Annotated in this window: 14 protein-coding genes; 8 read left to right on the top strand and 6 right to left on the bottom strand. The window is 40.5% G+C overall.

Annotated features, from left to right (window positions below):
• Positions 1–18: 18 nt before the first annotated feature.
• Positions 19–1,026 carry a dienelactone hydrolase family protein gene (locus tag BFP71_RS14535; RefSeq protein ID WP_069836171.1) on the bottom strand — a complete coding sequence of 336 codons (1,008 nt, stop codon included), beginning with the start codon at positions 1,024–1,026 and terminating at the stop codon, positions 19–21.
• Between the two features lie 182 nt (positions 1,027–1,208).
• Between BFP71_RS14535 and BFP71_RS14530 the strand changes: the two genes are divergently transcribed.
• Positions 1,209–3,416, top strand: coding sequence for a DUF5916 domain-containing protein (locus BFP71_RS14530; protein WP_069836170.1), 2,208 nt, complete (start codon positions 1,209–1,211; stop codon positions 3,414–3,416).
• A 27-nt stretch (positions 3,417–3,443) separates the two neighbouring features.
• On the opposite strand, the gene BFP71_RS14525 is transcribed toward BFP71_RS14530, so the two are convergent.
• The 3 genes from BFP71_RS14525 to BFP71_RS14515 all read right to left on the bottom strand — a co-directional run bounded on the left by BFP71_RS14525 (position 3,444) and on the right by BFP71_RS14515 (position 6,406).
• Positions 3,444–4,541 (bottom strand): carboxylate-amine ligase, encoded by a 1,098-nt coding sequence (locus tag BFP71_RS14525; protein WP_069836169.1) that lies wholly within the window; start codon positions 4,539–4,541, stop codon positions 3,444–3,446.
• 83 nt (positions 4,542–4,624) lie between these two features.
• Positions 4,625–5,581 (bottom strand): GNAT family N-acetyltransferase, encoded by a 957-nt coding sequence (locus tag BFP71_RS14520; RefSeq protein WP_245701851.1) that lies wholly within the window; start codon positions 5,579–5,581, stop codon positions 4,625–4,627.
• Between the two features lie 9 nt (positions 5,582–5,590).
• A complete protein-coding gene (locus BFP71_RS14515; RefSeq protein WP_069836168.1) occupies positions 5,591–6,406 on the bottom strand; it encodes a 1-acyl-sn-glycerol-3-phosphate acyltransferase in 816 nt (271 codons plus the stop codon).
• Positions 6,407–6,569: 163 nt separating this feature from the next.
• Here BFP71_RS14515 and BFP71_RS14510 point away from each other — a divergent pair, with 163 nt between their 5' ends.
• Positions 6,570–7,883, top strand: coding sequence for a dipeptidase (locus tag BFP71_RS14510; RefSeq protein ID WP_069836167.1), 1,314 nt, complete (start codon positions 6,570–6,572; stop codon positions 7,881–7,883).
• 336 nt (positions 7,884–8,219) lie between these two features.
• On the opposite strand, the gene BFP71_RS14505 is transcribed toward BFP71_RS14510, so the two are convergent.
• Positions 8,220–9,065, bottom strand: a complete 846-nt coding sequence (locus BFP71_RS14505; RefSeq protein ID WP_069837097.1) for a DUF2911 domain-containing protein — start codon at positions 9,063–9,065, stop codon at positions 8,220–8,222.
• A gap of 83 nt (positions 9,066–9,148) precedes the next feature.
• On the bottom strand, positions 9,149–9,697 hold the full coding sequence (locus tag BFP71_RS14500) for a DUF2911 domain-containing protein (protein WP_069836166.1): 549 nt from the start codon (positions 9,695–9,697) through the stop codon (positions 9,149–9,151).
• A 67-nt stretch (positions 9,698–9,764) separates the two neighbouring features.
• Between BFP71_RS14500 and BFP71_RS14495 the strand changes: the two genes are divergently transcribed.
• From BFP71_RS14495 to BFP71_RS14470, 6 genes are all read left to right on the top strand, one after another.
• On the top strand, positions 9,765–10,361 hold the full coding sequence (locus BFP71_RS14495; RefSeq protein ID WP_069836165.1) for a DNA-3-methyladenine glycosylase: 597 nt from the start codon (positions 9,765–9,767) through the stop codon (positions 10,359–10,361).
• 88 nt (positions 10,362–10,449) lie between these two features.
• Positions 10,450–11,769 (top strand): ATP-binding protein, encoded by a 1,320-nt coding sequence (locus BFP71_RS14490; RefSeq protein ID WP_069836164.1) that lies wholly within the window; start codon positions 10,450–10,452, stop codon positions 11,767–11,769.
• The gene (locus BFP71_RS14485) at positions 11,769–13,019 is read left to right on the top strand and encodes a tetratricopeptide repeat protein (protein WP_069836163.1); all 1,251 of its coding nucleotides are present in this window, start codon (positions 11,769–11,771) and stop codon (positions 13,017–13,019) included. The genes BFP71_RS14490 and BFP71_RS14485 overlap by 1 nt, the downstream gene beginning before the upstream one ends.
• Before the next feature lie 7 nt (positions 13,020–13,026).
• Entirely contained in the window at positions 13,027–13,947 is a 921-nt protein-coding gene (locus BFP71_RS14480) for a 2-hydroxyacid dehydrogenase (RefSeq protein WP_069836162.1), read from the top strand.
• A gap of 138 nt (positions 13,948–14,085) precedes the next feature.
• The gene (locus BFP71_RS14475; RefSeq protein WP_069836161.1) at positions 14,086–14,424 is read left to right on the top strand and encodes a PadR family transcriptional regulator; all 339 of its coding nucleotides are present in this window, start codon (positions 14,086–14,088) and stop codon (positions 14,422–14,424) included.
• Positions 14,411–17,038 (top strand): ABC transporter permease, encoded by a 2,628-nt coding sequence (locus tag BFP71_RS14470; protein WP_069836160.1) that lies wholly within the window; start codon positions 14,411–14,413, stop codon positions 17,036–17,038. Before BFP71_RS14475 ends, BFP71_RS14470 begins: the two co-directional genes overlap by 14 nt.
• The last annotated feature ends 29 nt before the right edge of the window (positions 17,039–17,067 follow it).

Here is a 17,067-nt window from a genome sequence, read left to right as displayed (position 1 = left end):
CAAAAGAGTTAGTCCTTTTTAATTAATTCCCAATTTCTCTTTCAAATAGATTAATGAACGAGTACGTGCTAGCGTACTTGCGCTACCATCAATACCAGAAGTCTTACTATCGAAACTGTGGTTTGCCCCTTCGTAACTATGAATAGTTGCAGTACCGCCACCATTATTTCCGACTGTTTCCAACATACAATTAGTATTAGGAGTGAGGCTATCCTCAGAAGCGATATGTATCATAAAGTCCGCATAGGTTTGGAAAATACTAGTTCCTGAGCAAGGGTTTCCGTAGTAGCTATTATGAAAAGAACCGGGGTAATACATAACACCCGCCTTAAATCCTCCGTCAGTCGGAAGTGAAGCCGGAGGCTTAATTTCATTGGTATAGAGGGTGCCACTGTAGGATTGTGACCACTCCCAATCAACAGGAATTACGCTCGTATCGAATAATGTACTTTGTATTGCTGTAGCGCCATGCGAAAAACCGAGAATAGCTACATTATCCGAAGTCACAATTGCAGAACCATCGGCACGGACAAGGCTTCTTAATACTTCGAGAGTTTTATAAGCGTCGTGATTTCTGACAAATGAAGCACTAATTTGAAACTGTAATGGTGGGTTTTTCCAATCACCAGCATTTTCGACTGTACCTCTTCTGTAATAGCTTCCAGGAAATGCTGATACAATACCTTCATTACCGAGTAAGGTTTTCCATTGTTCGTTTTGGTTTGAAAGTTCCCACTCCTCTACAGTATCATCTATGCCATCGTTATCAGTATCCGAATCTTCCCAATTGCCTCCAGAACCATGCATAACAACAGTTCCTGCTAGGTTAGTGGCCGCTGAAGGAATAGAAATGAAAATAGGGATTGAGATATTGTCAACAGAAGTAGCAAACAAAACAGTATCTCTTGTGTTTTCTGGAATGACAATTTTACCTGTGAGGTCAACTTGAGGGGCGCCTCCATCATCATCGCTTTTGCAGCTACTTAGAAATAGAACCATGCCCAAGGCAAGAAAAAATCGATTCATGGCAAGTGTTGGTTAGGTATGTAAAACTAAGAATTTTGAAAGTGACCAAACTATGACTTTATGATTGTTGGTAAATATATAGACTGTTGTCGGCTGTCGTTTAGGTTGCTGAAAGCGCTAGAAGACCTCTCCATTGATGTAAATAATCAAGATTCAATGAAAAGAAAATTTACTTTTGCGCCATGAGAATTTGGATATGTCTGTTTATGCTGATTCTAGGGCAGTTGGCTTTAGCACAGGGTATTGAGATTAAGAAAATTGATCAAAAAATAATCATTGACGGTAAAGTAGATGATTTGTGGTCTTATGCCGATTCAGCCTATAATTTTCAGCAGTACTTTCCGATGGACACGTCACTTGCTTATGCACAGTCGGTGGCTAAAATTCTTTACGATGATCAGTTCATTTATGTATTAGGGGTGATGCAAAACCCCGATGGCGAAAGAGGCTATATTACACCTTCGCTGAGAAGGGATTTCTTCGGAGATGCTAATGATTCTTTTTCCATCTTAATTGATGCTTTTCAAGACAATACGAATGCCTTTATTTTTGGTATTAATCCATTTGGAGTACGCCGAGAAGGTTTGATAGCTAATGGTGGAAGTGGAAGAAATGCATTTAGCCTAGACTGGGATAATAAATGGAGAGGTGAAGCCCGCCAAGAAAATGGATACTGGATTGCTGAAATGGCGATTCCGCTTAAAACGTTGAGGTTTTCCGAGGGCCAATCGGAATGGAATGTCAATTTTTATCGCGTTGATAGCGAATACGCAGAACGATCGACTTGGGCACCCATTTCGAGGAATTTTTCCATTGTTAACCTAGCTACTTTGAGAGAAATGAAATGGGATGAACCGACTAAAAAGCCAGGTTCGAATATCTCTTTCATTCCATATGTCGCTTCTGGAATAAGTAAAGACTTTCAGAACGATCAGCCTTCTGAAACTAATTTTGATGCTGGATTTGATTTAAAATATGCCGTTACGCCCGGCTTGAATTTAGATTTGACTGTAAACCCTGACTTTTCACAGGTGGAAGTAGATCGGCAAGTGACTAACCTGGATCGATTCGAAATCTTTTTCCCCGAACGGAGACAATTCTTCCTAGAAAATGCCGATCTGTTTGCCAATTATGGTAACCGTGGGTCCAGACCATTTTTCTCCAGAAGGATAGGTGTTGCCAGAGATGAAACGACAGGTCAAAATATTCAGAACCCTATTCCTGTGGGTACGCGGTTGAGCGGTAAAATCAATAATAACTTACGACTGGGTTTTTTATCTATGCAAGCTGGGAGAGAAGATGCCGCGAGTCTTCCATCTTACAACTATTCGGTGCTTTCACTGCAACAAAAAGTATTCGCACGGTCTAATATTTCCTTTCTTTTCGTCAATAAACAGACTTTTGAAAATGAGGCTGACTATGACACCGATCTTTATGCGCGCTGGAATAGGACAGTAGGCGTAGACTACAATTTGGCTTCTGCCGATAACCGCTGGAACGGTAAAGTGTTCTTTCATAAGTCGATAGAGGAAGTGCAGCCCGACCAATCGTTTTCAACTGGGTTTGAACTCAGTTTTGGCGTGCCCAAGTGGTCTTGGGATATCTCAGCGCAATCAGTAGGAGAGAATTATAATCCAGAAGTGGGTTTTGTACGCCGCAGGGATATCAGACAGTTGACCAATACAGTTCGCTACTCGTTTTTCCCAAAGTCGGGAGGGATTCAGCGACATGGACCGGGGTTTGATTTTGACATGGTGGGCAACAAGGAATTCGGATTTCTGGATTGGGACATGAATATCCTGTATGATATTAACTGGCGTAGTTCTGCCAGGTTTAGTGCTAGATTAAGATGGCAGTATACCTTCCTTTTCAACGGTTTTGACCCCAGTGGTACGGGTGGACTCGCGCTACCCAGTGGAGAAGGCTATCATAATAACTTGATCATAGCCAGCTACAATTCAGACCAGCGTAAGCTCATTAATTTTAGGGTCAGTACGAGGTCTGGTGAGTATTTCAATGGAACCAGAATCAATTTTGAAGGGAGCCTGAACTTTAGGTATCAACCTATGGGGTTCACGAGTATTAACTTTGCCTACAATCGTATAAGGCTTCCCGACCCTTATAACGACGCAAATCTTTTCTTGATCGGCCCTCGATTCGACTTTACCTTCACAAAGAAGCTATTTTGGACCACTTTCGTTCAATACAATACCCAAATTGACAATTTGAATATAAATTCTAGGCTCCAATGGCGATTTGCACCAGTATCGGATTTCTTCCTAGTCTATACAGATAATTATTTAGCCACAAACGATGAAGGCTTCATTAATATTGGCCCATCTAAATCTAGGGCCTTAGTTTTTAAGTTGACCTATTGGTTGAATTTTTAGTAGAAGAATTCTTCAAAGAGGTCTACATCACTCCGTGCCAAACATGGTTTCCTTGATGATGTAGTCTACCACTTCGTTAAAATCTTGGGTGTCTTCGTATACTTTTAATTGACGGTCGGCACCTGTACCTTTTTCAAGAATCTCATAGGTTCTTTCTACTTCTTTGCGTGAGCCTAATTCATCTACGACATCCTCTATAAAATCTAGTAACTCATGAATAAGTATCCGCGTATTAATCTCGCTTTCCTTTCCGAAATCAATCAACTTTCCGTCGAGGCCATATCGACTCGCTCGCCATTTATTTTCGTTGACTAAGTCTCTTTTGTAAGTGGCAAAATTTAGATTTTGAGTCCTGAGCTTGAATAACTTATAGGACAATGCTTGAATAAGTGCTGCAATAGTGATGGTCTCATCGATAGTTAGTGGAATATCACATATTCTAACCTCTAGTGTTGGGAAAAATGGATGAACTCGTATGTCCCACCAAATCTTTTTGGCATTATCTATACACCTTGTTTTAATGAGAAGGTTCACATAGTTCTCATACTCTGATATGCTTTCGAAAAGTGGTGGAATTCCTGTTCTAGGAAACTTGTCGAAGATTTTAGAACGAAAAGATTTGAATCCAGTATTTCTTCCTTCCCAAAATGGAGAATTGGTCGATAGGGCATAAATATGAGGTAAAAAATATCTGATTTGGTTGACTATGTGCAGTGCCATAGATTTATCCTCAATCCCCACATGGACATGCAGCCCAAAAATCAGATTAGATCGGGCCGTATCCTGAAGTTCATTAATAATGGCGTGGTACCGAGGGTTTGGCGTAATGAGTTGCTTTTTCCATTCTGAAAAAGGGTGAGTTCCGGCGGCGCCAATCCTGAAACCCAAATCTTTGGCTATCTCACACATGGTCTTCCGCAGGTAAGTAACCTGTTCACGTGCATCTTGAATATCAGTACAAATATTAGTGCCAACTTCGACAACCGCCTGATGCATTTCTGCCTTCACTTGGTCTTCCATATGACGATGAGCTGCCTCTACAATTTTTTGTTCGTGGGATACTAATTCTCTGGTCTCAGGGTCTATGACCATGTATTCCTCTTCGATACCTAAAGTAAAATCCATAATTCAAGATTGATGCTAATGATAAACTAAGATAAAAAGGTTTATCAGTAATCAAATGAATATGGCTTGATGGGATGGAGGCTTTATTTGGCTGGCTTAGTATAGCCTGTACAATGCCGATCGATCACATTTTGGTGAATATCCTTTATAGTAACTAAAAGGCCAGTCTCTTCAACATCACCAAATTCTGGGTTATGTGCAGTGCCAAAAGTCATCATAGAGGATGATAGGTTCATGTAGATGTTAATTAAAGGAGGGATCCACTCGCCCCGATCTTTTAGGAGACGCTGTAATACTCTGAAGGCTTCTTCAAAAGGCATGTCAGTAGGAAAATTCTCCTTAAACAGTTCATCAGAATAGCCTGAGAAGAGTTCTGGTTTGGGTTGTGAAAGCTGGTGTACATCTGGGAAATAATGGGCAAGGAAAGCCAAAAGAATGTCTCTAGCTTCTTGGTTATAATTAGTGTACATGGTCACTTTGCCAAAGAAATAGTGCATTTCATCGGCATAATATACAATCAGGGCACCTAGGCCATCCCAAATGTTTGCTAAAGCGAAAAGCCCTTTCCTAGGATTCACCGATGGCTGATAGCTTGGCTGAACCCAAGATCGACCTAACTCAATTGCATAGGGTAGAAAGTCCTTCTTCATCCGATCTGAAAAATCGAAATAGTGGGCCGTAGAAAGTTCGAAGGAGTCTGTCTCAGCATTATACGCTCTATCACCAGTGATAAAACGGTAGCCACCAATGATTTCCTTATCCTCCGGGCTCCAAACAATGAGTTGCTCGTAGCATCTTTCCTTGGTATCATAATTATCGATGTCGATTGCCTCACCAGTTCCTCCGCCTGCATCCCGAAAGGCCACTTCTCTCAATCGGCCAATTTCCCGCATAGTGTTCGGCGAGTTGTGATGATTGATGATATATATCTCGTTGCCACCTTTATTGGTATTTCTTATAAAACGATCAGCATTGAGTTCTTGCTCAATAAGCGATCTTTCTACCGGTGGAACAATGGCTTGCACAATACTTTCTTTCATTCGGTTGACTTAAGCTTCTCTAAGCTTGTATACTTCCTCTTTTGTCCATTGAGCCCATTCCATATCCGATTTAGTACTATCGAATGTTTCCGCTGGAATTGGTTTCCCAATGGTGATTTTCATTTTGGTGTCTTGTTGTTTATAAAACTCGTCGGCCAAGTAGAACATTTCTATGTTTACTTTTATACCAAGTGCTTTTCTAAAATTGGCTAACCTGTAAAAGCGATCGGTTAGTTTCCCTTCAATATACACTGGAACGACGGGTTTTTGATATTTTTTAGCTTTTGTAATGAACGTTTTTTTCCAAACTAAGTCCTTGATTATACCTTTTTCCCTTCTACTCACCAAACCTGCTGGAAAAATAAAAGTAGCGTAATCAGAAGCAAACTGCTGATCGACCCTTTGAAGCGAGGCCGCAGCGTTTTTACCAACTTTATTAACACCAATAAAACTATCCTTGAGGTTGCGCACACTGAGCAAAAGGTCGTTTACAATAAACTTGATATCTGGCCTGATCTCTTTTAGGGAGGTGATAATAGCGAGTGCATCGAAGCCGCCTAAAGGATGGTTACTAGCGAAAATAATTCCCTCTGGAGGTCTAGGCACGTTTTCAATGCCAGTAATGTCTAGTGTGACATTGAACTTTTCCATTACCGCTTTACAGAACTCATAGGAGTCGGCCTCTTGATGATTGGCCATAAATTCATTGATGTCATCTTGATGAACGATTCGTTCGATATAACGAATGACAAAGCCAGGAAGCCATTTGAGCAGGGTAGGATTTTTATCACCAATTAGCTTTCTAACATTAACGAATTTTTCCATTTAGCGCATCCAGATCAGTTGGCAAGTATAACTGCATTTCTTAGAGAAATCAACCGTTTTTGATTTTCTATTTTAAGCAGGTTTTACTACCACTAAACAGAAACTTAGTTGTGCTTTGGTTGCTTCGTTCTAAATTTAAGTTTTCAACAGACTAACCAAAACGATGAAAAAACTGAGTTACTTTTTAGGAATAACTTTATTCCTGTTTACCGCTTGCCAACCTCAAGAAAAGTCCGTCAACGATATGACAGAAGAGGAACTGGTTGAGTATGCCAGAGGTATTCATGATCGGGTGATTACGCTTGATACCCATGATGATATTAATACCAACAACTTCACCGAAGACAATAACTACACTAAAAAACTGCCCACTCAGGTAAATCTGCCAAACATGATAGAAGGTGGCTTAGACGTTGCCTGGTTTATTGTCTATACTGGTCAGGGAGAGTTAACTGACGAAGGTTTTGACAAGGCTTATGCCAATGCAGATGATAAGTTTAAAGCCATCCATAGGCTTGCAGAAGAAATAGCCCCAGACCAGATTGAAATAGCCTTAACTTCTGATGATGTGAGAAGAATAGCTGCTTCAGGTAAAAAGGTGGCCATGATAGGGATCGAAAATGGGTACCCTGTTGGAAAGGATATTTCTAGAGTTAAAGAGTTTTATGAACGTGGTGCACGGTACATGTCTTTGGCGCATAACGGTCACAGTCAGTTGAGTGATTCTAATACAGGGGAAAGAGATAGCGTATGGCTTCATAATGGTTTGAGTGAACTAGGAAAAGAAGTTATCAGGGAGATGAATAAATGGGGTATTATGATTGATCTATCCCATCCTTCAAAAGTGGCCAATATGCAAATGATGGAAATGTCGAAGGCGCCAGTGATTGCTTCACATTCTTCCGCAAGAGCCTTGAATAACGTAAGCCGAAACCTAGATGATGAGCAACTGATGATGTTGAAAGAAAATGGAGGCGTAGTGCAAACAGTGGCTTTTAAAAGCTATTTAAACTCTGAAAAAAATACGGCGAACAGAAAGAAGTCAAGCGAAATCATTGCTCAAATTGCTGAAGAAGAGGGTTTTGAAATTAAGCCTGGTAGTTTATATCGCGCAATGAGTCGAAATGAAAGAACAGCCTATTTCGATGCTTATAATGCATTTCAAGAAAAACATAAAGATAGAATTGATTCGCTGATTAATAGCGTTGCGCCTCCAGTCGATGTAGCTGATTTTGTAGATCATATCGATTATTTGGTGAATAAGATCGGAATTGAGCATGTTGGTATTAGTTCAGATTTCGATGGTGGTGGTGGAGTAGAAGGGTGGTCAGATGCCTCTGAGACCTTTAATGTTACACTAGAACTAGTAAGAAGAGGTTACTCTGAAAAAGAAATCGGTATGATTTGGAGCGGTAATTTACTTCGCGTTTTAGACGAGGTTCAAGCGGTAGCTCAAGAGATACAGGAAGGAGAATAAATTATACTTTTGAATAAGTAAAAAAGGGAAGTTGAGCTTCCCTTTTTTTGTGTCCAAAGTTTGATTGTTAAAGGTTTGTGCCCGTTATTTGTAATCAGTCTAAATAAAAACAAAGATTGATGAATATAATTGAAGAGCAGCTTTTTGACCAACCGAACCCTTTCCAAAAAGAGGATTCACCGATCAGTTCTATGATCGTTCAAGAAGGATGTTGTTTCAAAAAATGCTGTAAGAAGTATAAGAAGAAGCACAAGAAAATGTGCAAGAGTTGCCCGAAACGATAATATAGGGAATAAAAAAAGGGGCAAAAGCCCCTTCAATAATGTTTCGCCACTGTTATTTCAAATCGGCAATTAGCTTTTCGTTTAATCTAACATAATCAGGGTTACCACCCGCCTTAGCCAAGGTTATAGATTCTTTAGCCGCAGCCATTGCATCCTTTTTCATACCCATTCTGGCCAAAAGTTTAGCTTTTAAGTGAACCACCCAATACTGCTTTTCAGGACTAGCATCTAATGCCTTATTCACCCAGTTTAAAGCAAGTTTAGAATCCCTTTCCGTCTCATAATAATACCCAGCAGCTTGAAAATATACACCTGGATTTTCTGGTGTAGCATCAATTACTTGCGCTTGAATATCCGCCATCACGCTAGCATCAACATCACTTTCAATCGAGAACATCGCTTTAGTGTGTTCCCATTTCATATTCAGATTAGCTGAATTCATTGTGAAATCAGAAAAGCTCATCGTGAAAGTCTCGTAGTGACTACTTGGGTGTTTAACAGGTACATCAAACCTCAAAAGGTCATCTTTGGCATTATAACCGAGCGATCCCCACCAAGTAAGATTTTTGCTTAAGATAATAGTGGCAGTTTCTTCTGTAAACATGGTGTAAAGTGCATAATCACCAGCTGGAACAGCATTTCCGTTCAATTTTACATCTGCACTAAATGATATTTTAGTCGATGCGTTTGCACCGGTTCTCCATACTTCATTATATGGGATTAGGTTCCCGGCAACCTCACGACCTTTAGCACTAGGTCTGGAATAAACCACTTTAACTTCAGCTAAACCAACCGTTCCTTTTAATTCAAAAGTAGGGCTTGGTGGTGGCATTTTAATTTGGGCAAAAGCACTAACGGTGAGCATTAATGCGATCATGGTAGAATATGTCTTTCTCATAGCGTCTTTAATTTTCAAGCTAAAGATATAAAAAAAGCCTCCATCCAACGGAAAGAAGCTTTTAACAATGTTTGTCTTGTCTGTTAATTTTTTACTACAATCGGAAACTTCACTGATATATTACCCCAAGCCAACTCTAAATTGGCCTTGTCTTTAGAATTCTTGTCAAAATCAGTCAAGTCAATTCTAAAAGTTTCCACAGCATCTTTAGATTCAGTTGCTTTAGCAGAAAACCTCAATACATCTTTCGAATTATCATAAGAGGTTCCCCATTTATCAGTATGGCCACTAATGACAATAGTCCATTCAGATTTTCCTGGAATCGTCCATAGAGAATAGTTACCTGCCTTCAAAGCTTGACCACCGATGGTCACATCTTTATCGAAACTAATGAGCGTATTTCTATCGGCACCAGTTCTCCAAGTTCCGCCTTTGTTTAAGCCATTTACCAACTTATTGGCATCCCTTCCATCAAGACTTGGTCTGCTGTAAGAGATCTGCATCGTCGTATTTCCAATTTTTTGTTCAACCTTCGCCAGTGGGCTGGCTGCTGGTCCACGTTGCGCTAAGGCTACGTTTGTCGTTAATCCTAGGATTAAAAGTGAGGCTAATGTTAAAAAAGTCTTTTTCATTTTCTTCTTGGTTATTGTTTGCCACTTAAACTCTACTTTAATAAAAAGGGTTGCTTACTTTATACAAATGAAACTTACTAGAGACTTTTATGAAAGGCCAAATGTCGTGGAAATTGCCAAAGATGTACTCGGTAAGACTTTACATACAAAGATAAATGGGGTATATACCGCCGCGATCGTTACGGAAGTAGAAGCATACGCGGGAAGAAACGATAAAGCTTGTCATGCCAATAATGGTCTCAGGAGTAAACGTACGGAAGTGATGTACGGTCAAGGTGGGTTTAGCTACGTTTACCTATGCTATGGCATTCATCACCTTTTTAACATCGTTACCAACAAAAAAGATTTTGCAGACGCTATTCTCATTAGAGGTGTAGAGCCCTTAATAGGATTAGAAGCAATGCAATTACGTCGTAATATGACCAAAGCTAATCCACGGCTCAGTTCAGGTCCAGGTATTCTTAGCCAGGCGCTCGGTATTCGTACCAAAGATCACTATGGACTTGATCTGTTAGGTGATACGATTTGGTTGTCAGATGGGCGAGAAATTACAAATCATGAAATCGGCACTTCACCGAGAATTGGTGTCGATTACGCTGGTGAAGATGCCCTGAAACCATGGCGTTTTTATATCAAAGACAACCGATGGTTAAGTAAAAGGTAAACTTTATTTCAATTTTTAGTTGAGCGGATCGTTAGTTCATTGCTTTTGCAATATATTCGAAGAGTTCGATTTAATGTAGCGAAGGAATATGGCCTCAGACCAACTAAAATCATTGCTTTTAGCTTTAGAAGCATCCCCTGAAAATGTCCAACTAAGAAAGTTAGTGGCCCAGCAGGCTGTCAAAGAAAACGAATGGTTGGCTGTTGAGGGCCAAGCTAAAGTACTGCTCCAGATCGATCCAACAGATATAGAAGCCAAATACTTGTTGGCCAAAGCCTATTTTCACAATGAAGCCTTTTCAACGGCCATCATAGTATTAGAGGAGTTGTTGGATATTAGACCAGATCAACTCGACTATTTGCAATTGTATTGTCAAACCTTGTTAAAAGATGGCAGTACTGGGCAAGCACGCGATACTTATCAGCGAATCTTATTAATCGATCCGAACTTCAAAAATGAAGCCTTCGATGCTGAATTTCGGGTGAGCAGCTCACCTTCTAATTTTGAGCCAATCGAACAAGACTTTGCCGAGCGCACTTTGGGCATGCAGAGACCGTCGACCAACTTTTCACATGTCGGTGGTATGGAAGTGGTCAAAAAAGAGATTGATTTAAAGATTATTAAGCCATTTCTACATCCCGAACTCTACAAAGCTTATGGTAAGAAAGCTGGCGGCGGGATTCTGCTTTATGGACCACCGGGCTGCGGTAAAACTCATATTGCCAGGGCCACCGCTGGAGAGGTAAATGCGAATTTCTTGACGATCGGCATAAACGATATTCTTGATGCTTGGCTGGGAAACAGTGAACGAAACCTACACCAGATTTTCGAGATTGCGCGTAAAAATGCCCCTTGTGTTCTCTTCATTGACGAAGTCGATGCTCTCGGTGCAAATAGAAGTGAGATGAAGGGGTCGGCAGGTAGAAATGTCATTAATCAGTTTCTTTCGGAATTGGATGGGGTAGATGTAGATAATGAAGGTGTTTTGATTCTGGCTGCTACAAATTCTCCTTGGCATATGGATCCTGCATTCAAACGACCTGGTCGGTTTGATCGAATGATATTCGTCTCTCCGCCAGATCAAGAGGCTCGTAAATCTATTTTCGAGATTATGCTGGCCGAAAAGCCAACAGGAAAAATTGATATGGATAAACTGGCGAAGAAAACACCCGAGTTTTCAGGCGCTGATATTCAATCAATGATTGACATAAGCATAGAGGGAAAACTAGAATTAGCCTTTAAAACAGGCGTACCACAACCAATTGAAACGAGTGACCTACTCAATGCAGGCAAAAAGATGGTGGCTTCAACCAAGGAATGGTTTACAAAAGCTAGAAATTACGCCATTTATGCCAATGATTCAGGCTTGTATGACGATGTGTTGAAATACTTGAAGATCAAAAAGTAGTGGCAAGTTTAGATAGAGCAGAATTACTGATCAATCAAGGTAAGATTGATCTGGCAGTAGAACAGTTAAAGGGCGTTTTACTAGAAGATCCAGACAATGCCTATGCGTTGACCTACCTAGCCTTGTGCAAACTGAGGCTGAACGATGCGAATGATGCCATTCATACGGCTAAGATGGCTTTAGCCTCAAATCCTGAAATTGATTTCGCGCTGTATGTAATTTCTGCGGCACACCTAAAACTAGAAAATTTCAATAAGTCGGAAAACGCCATAAAAAAGGCGATTGAAATCAATCCAAATAGTGCAGATTATTATGGTTTACAAGCACAATTAAAGCTGATATCCAAAGATTTTAAGGTGGCCATAGAACTGGCACAAAAAGGACTTCAGATTGATGCAGAGCATCTTTTCTGCCGGAATATGTTGTCCACCGCACAACTGAAGTCAGGGGATAAGGAAGCTTCTTTTCAGACCATTCATCGAGCACTAGAAATGGATCCTGAAAACCCACTATCGCATGCCAATTATGGTTGGGCTGAATTAGAAAAAGGAAGCCACAAAAAGGCTCTAGGACACTTTAAGGAAGCCCTAAAGTACGATCCTCACGATGAATACGCGCGTTCGGGTATGCTAGAGGCACTAAAGGCCAAGTACGTTTTATATCGGCTTTTCTTACGGTACTATTTCTTTATGGCCAACTTAAAGCCAGGCACTCAGTGGGCGCTCATTATAGGGATAGTAATGATCAACCGAATTCTGCGAAATGGTGCAGAAAGCATAGGCGAATATGGCTTTTTACTAAGTTATGTGAGTTATGGCCTCATCTTCTTTATGGTTTCTACATGGGTAATAGAACCCGTCTTCAACTTTTTTATGCGGCTAAATACCTACTCGAAATATCTTTTGACACCAGAGGAATCAAAAACCGCTCTTTTTGTGGGTTTCTGTTTCAGTATTTTTGTGGTATCGATCATCGGTTGGGCTATTACCCAATCCGACGGTTTTGTGGCCGGTATGCTTGTGGGCTATAGTCTGATACTTCCTGTTGGTAGGCTGAATATGGCTAGAGCGAGTTGGGTAAACTGGTTGCTCATTCTATATAGTTCCGTATCTGCCACGGTCGGAGGTCTTTTCATCTATGCTTCTTTCGTAAGTGAGGCAGGCATTGAAAACAGTGTATTAGTCATTTATATCGGACTAATTGTAGCCTTTTCATGGCTCTGGAATTTTGTAGCATCGGCTAATAAATAATATTAACATGGAAATTTTAATCTCATCGTCCGTTTGGGACCCTAAACCTTGGGTGTCAGGGTTATCGAAATCAGAAAATGTCTCCAAAATTCATGTTTGGCCCACCAATGATGACCTAAGCAACGTTGAAGTTCTTTTTGTTTGGAAGCCATTAGACAATGGAGTTATAGATAAGTTGCCAAAGTTGAAATGGATTAGCTCACTTGGTGCCGGAGTAGATCACCTGATGCATGATCCCCAAATTCCATCTAATATCCCGATCACTAGAATAGTAGATCCATTTTTAGCCCAAGACATGACAAATTATGTGATTATGGGCCTTATGATGCATCAAAGGTCTATGCGTACGCACATGCAAAATCAGCGTGAATTGATTTGGGATAGAATAACTTATAAGCCATTAAAAGTTGGTGTTATGGGTTTGGGTGCTTTAGGGAAGGATTTAGCCGAAAAACTAGTGGTTTTAGGCTTTGATGTATATGGATTTAGTCGAAGCGAGAAAGTAATAGAGGGTGTGAAATGCTTTGATGAATCTGGCCTGAATGAATTCTTGAAAGAAACCGAAGTACTCGTAAACCTTTTACCTGTCACACCCAAAACAGAGAATATCTTAAATGCCGATGTTTTTAATCAAATGCCAGATGGCGCCTATCTTATCAATGTAGCAAGAGGCAACCATTTAGTAGAGAAGGATCTGATAGCCGCTTTAGATTCTAATAAGCTATCTGGAGCACTTTTAGACGTCTTTAAAGAAGAACCGCTACCAACACAAAACCCCTTATGGCTACATGAAAAGGTGTCTATCACGCCACACGTAGCGAGTGTAACTACTCCAGATTCGGCCATTAAGTTGCTGTTAAACAACTTGTTGCGCCTCAAAAAGAAGGAGGCTCTACTTCATCAAGTAGATTTAGAAAGAGGATACTGATTTAGGCTAATCTGGTTCAATACGATAATCTACCAGTTGAGTCATCTAATATTCCAGTTCGATTCATCGGCACCTCATTTCATTTGCAATAGTGAAACATATGAATTTCATTTACTAAAGTGAAATAAATAAAAAACTATGCAGCGAATTAATATAGGGGAGTTCGAAGAACTGGTTTTGCTTGTCGTGGCCATCCTCCATGACAACGCCTATGGCATCAGCGTGATGGAAGAAATAGAGCGACAAACTCATCGCAAAATTAACATTAGTGCTGTCCATTCTGCATTAGATCGGTTAGAAGGAAAGGGATTTTTGAACTCTAGCGTAGGAGGTGCTACGAAAGCTAGAGGCGGAAGACGGAAGCGCTATTTTAAGATCACAGTGGCTGGTCAAAAGTCTCTGGACTACATCAAAGCACAACGAAATAGTCTTCACGATCAAATTCCTAAACTGAGCTTGGAATATGTCTCCATTTGATCACGAACCGCCTCAATGGGCACTCAAGTTCTTACGGTTTTATTGTAAACCACGAGCACTTGAGATCATTGAAGGCGACGCATATGAGCTCTTTTACAAAAGAATTGAGAACGAAGGATTAAAGACGGCCCGAAAGCGATTCTCGTGGGATGTACTGAAGTTCTTTCGCTTAAGATATATCAAAGGTCTAGAAGACATTGAAACTCTAAACAACATAATTATGGTCAAAAACTACATCAAAATCTCATTCAGAAGCCTGGTCAAGCAGCGCTTCTACAGTCTAATCAATATCGGAGGATTGGCAATAGGTTTAGCCGCATGCTTACTGATCGCCATGTACGTGAGTCACGAGCTAAGCTATGACAAGTATCATGACGGTGCCGATAGAATATATAGACTCAACGGAAATTCACCCGCAAGACTAGCGATTCAGTCAAAAACTGACATCCCAGAAATTGAAGAGACTTTAAGGATTCAAGGGCCTTTTGACCAAACTTTTAAGGTAGGAGACAAAGTATTCAAAGAAACCAATGGTTTTAATGCGGATTCTACCTTTCATAAGATCTTCACCGTCGATTTTATAGAAGGAAACCCAGAAGAGGCACTTACGGAGCCAAATGCCATGGTGCTAAGCCAAACCCTTGCTAATAAACTTTTTGGATATGAATCGGCAGTAGGGAAAACAATCCAAGTAGATGGTGAAAATACATTGGTCACAGGGGTAGTAGCAGACCCTCCGCAAAACACGCATTGGAAATACAACTTCATAAATTCTTACCCCAAAGAAAGCTGGGTGCTAGTCGGAAATTGGACGGCAAATAACTTCAAAACTTACGCGAAGATTGAAAAGGGTAGTGAGCCTGAAGTCGTTCAAGAAAAGCTAAAAGAACTGGCAGCCGAGTATCAAGGACCACTTATCGCTAAATATTCTGGACACGCCAGTTACGAGGATTACCTCGCAAGCGGCGGAAGAGAACGAAATTTTGGAATGATTCCTATGACAGCTATTCATTTAGAATACCCAGACTTTTCGTTCGGATCAGGAGGGGATATCAACAATGTTTATGTCTTTTCGGCGATAGCCATATTTATCTTAATCATCGCTTGTATCAATTTTATGAACCTTTCTACAGCCAGGTCGGCTATGCGGTCAAAAGAGGTTGGTATGCGAAAAGTACTTGGCTCTCGAAGACGTCAATTGATTAATCAATTTTTAGTAGAGTCTATGATGGTCAGCTTGTTTTCGATGGTTCTAGCACTGGGCTTATCAGCATTGCTGTTAAATGGTTTCAATCTGTTGGCCAATAGAACATTCAACTTTCAGGACCTTTTCGATGGTGTCGTATTATTGCAATTATTCGGGTTAGTATTGATCGTAGGCCTTTTAGCAGGTTCTTATCCAGCATTTGTTTTGTCAAATTTTAAGCCTGTGAAAGCACTCAAAGGTGATGCAACACAAGGTGGAAAAGGCAGCGCTATTTTAAGAAAAGGTTTGGTTGCCTTCCAGTTTGCTATTTCTATCTTCTTGATAGTGAGTACAACCGTCGTTTTTCAGCAATTAAAATTCCTATCCAATCAGAAATTAGGATTTGATGCCTCCCAAGTGATGGTGGTCAAAAATGCCAATTCATTAGATCAGAAAAGAGAGACTTTTAAGACGAGGCTCGCTCAGTTTCCTTCAGTGGAAAATGTTTCTATGAGCAATAGCTACATCTCTGGTGGCATGTCTGACTGGACTTACCAAACCATGGAAGACAACCCACGGTCATACGGTTTTATCAACTTGTTCGTCACCGATACCTATTTAGAAACTATGGGTTTGAACTTGACGGAGGGGAGAAACTTTACCAATCAGTTGGTTACAGATACCGCAAATGTATTGATCAATGAGGCTGCAAAAAGATGGCTAGGTGGAGATAAAGTCATCGGGCAAAAGTTGACGCGAGGTGATGGAGAAGATTACACTGTTATTGGAGTGGTCAATGACTTCAATTTTGAGTCCTTGAAAAGGGATGTCGAACCAATGATCCTGCGTATGATGGGGAAGGATGGACGCTTAGAAGAAGATTGGTATTCGGCCAACTACATTTCGATCAGAATAAGCGATAACTACCTAGAAACCGTCGGCAGAGTGGAAGATCTTTGGAAAGAAACAGTCAGCGATGAGCCATTTGAATACATTTTCCTAGATGAATCTTTTAACGCACTCTATGAAAATGAGCAACGCTTTGGAAAGCTCTTTTCAGCCTCATCTGGTCTTGCCATTATTATCGCCTGTCTTGGGTTATTTGCTTTGGCTGCATTTACACTTGAGCGCAGGTACAAAGAAATAGCGGTTAGAAAAGTTCTAGGCGCCTCGGTGAAAAGTATCACCTTAATGATCTTAAAAAGCTTCACCCAACTAGTAGTACTGGGAGCTATTGTTGCCATACCAGTCGGCTATATGGTGATGCAGGATTGGCTTCAAGAATTCGCATATCAAATAAGCTTAAACAATCCATTAATTTGGGTGATACCTGCTCTGTTTGTAGCCATTATTGCTTGGCTAACGGTGAGCTTTCAATCGGTTAGAACAGCCACAGCTAATCCGATAAAAGCACTAAGAAGCGAATAAGAAAAGTATTCTATAAAAGTAAAAGGCCT

Origin of the sequence: Roseivirga misakiensis, assembly GCF_001747105.1 — a bacterium.
In the GTDB taxonomy this organism is placed as follows: Bacteria; Bacteroidota; Bacteroidia; order Cytophagales; family Cyclobacteriaceae; genus Roseivirga; species Roseivirga misakiensis.
The sequence above is the reverse complement of the archived record's forward strand: the minus strand, read 5'-3'. Positions and strand labels throughout refer to the sequence as shown.

Coding starts and splice junctions, on each gene's coding strand:
- BFP71_RS14505 (WP_069837097.1), bottom strand. CDS start 9,065: ATGAGAAAGACATATTCTACCATGATCGCATTAATGCTCACCGTTAGT.
- BFP71_RS14535 (WP_069836171.1), bottom strand. CDS start 1,026: ATGAATCGATTTTTTCTTGCCTTGGGCATGGTTCTATTTCTAAGTAGC.
- BFP71_RS14525 (WP_069836169.1), bottom strand. CDS start 4,541: ATGGATTTTACTTTAGGTATCGAAGAGGAATACATGGTCATAGACCCT.
- BFP71_RS14490 (WP_069836164.1), top strand. CDS start 10,450: ATGGCCTCAGACCAACTAAAATCATTGCTTTTAGCTTTAGAAGCATCC.
- BFP71_RS14480 (WP_069836162.1), top strand. CDS start 13,027: ATGGAAATTTTAATCTCATCGTCCGTTTGGGACCCTAAACCTTGGGTG.
- BFP71_RS14515 (WP_069836168.1), bottom strand. CDS start 6,406: ATGGAAAAATTCGTTAATGTTAGAAAGCTAATTGGTGATAAAAATCCT.
- BFP71_RS14530 (WP_069836170.1), top strand. CDS start 1,209: ATGAGAATTTGGATATGTCTGTTTATGCTGATTCTAGGGCAGTTGGCT.
- BFP71_RS14475 (WP_069836161.1), top strand. CDS start 14,086: ATGCAGCGAATTAATATAGGGGAGTTCGAAGAACTGGTTTTGCTTGTC.
- BFP71_RS14520 (WP_245701851.1), bottom strand. CDS start 5,581: ATGAAAGAAAGTATTGTGCAAGCCATTGTTCCACCGGTAGAAAGATCG.
- BFP71_RS14495 (WP_069836165.1), top strand. CDS start 9,765: ATGAAACTTACTAGAGACTTTTATGAAAGGCCAAATGTCGTGGAAATT.
- BFP71_RS14510 (WP_069836167.1), top strand. CDS start 6,570: ATGAAAAAACTGAGTTACTTTTTAGGAATAACTTTATTCCTGTTTACC.
- BFP71_RS14500 (WP_069836166.1), bottom strand. CDS start 9,697: ATGAAAAAGACTTTTTTAACATTAGCCTCACTTTTAATCCTAGGATTA.
- BFP71_RS14470 (WP_069836160.1), top strand. CDS start 14,411: ATGTCTCCATTTGATCACGAACCGCCTCAATGGGCACTCAAGTTCTTA.